The organism is Enterovibrio norvegicus FF-33 (assembly GCF_000286835.2).
In the GTDB taxonomy this organism is placed as follows: Bacteria; Pseudomonadota; Gammaproteobacteria; order Enterobacterales; family Vibrionaceae; genus Enterovibrio; species Enterovibrio norvegicus_A.
Genome location: NZ_AJYD02000042.1, coordinates 1 through 269 on the forward strand (window position 1 = coordinate 1; position 269 = coordinate 269).

The following is a 269-nucleotide window of genomic DNA, read 5'->3' on the forward strand; positions in this document are numbered from 1 at the left end:
GATGCCAATGCCCTGTGAGAGTAAAGGAACTGCTTGTTGCCGTTGTGCCACTGCTTGCGGCGGGGGTGATAAAAACCGGCAGGCACAATGGCATGCAGGTGTGGGTGGATATCCCGTCGTCGATTATGGGTATGCAGCATCAGCGTAAAGCCACTGTCACCGCCATGTTTGCGTTGGGCAAAATCCTTGAGCACGGACGCAGCAACAGAGAACATCAGCGAATACAAACACCTCGCGTGTGTGATAGCCATTTTTCTGAGTTCGGCAGG

The 269-nt window shown here is 53.5% G+C and carries 1 protein-coding gene; it reads right to left on the bottom strand.

Annotated elements, in window-relative coordinates:
- Positions 1-269 (bottom strand): transposase (locus tag A1OO_RS23925; RefSeq protein ID WP_198928801.1); only part of this gene is annotated, 269 nt, incomplete at both ends.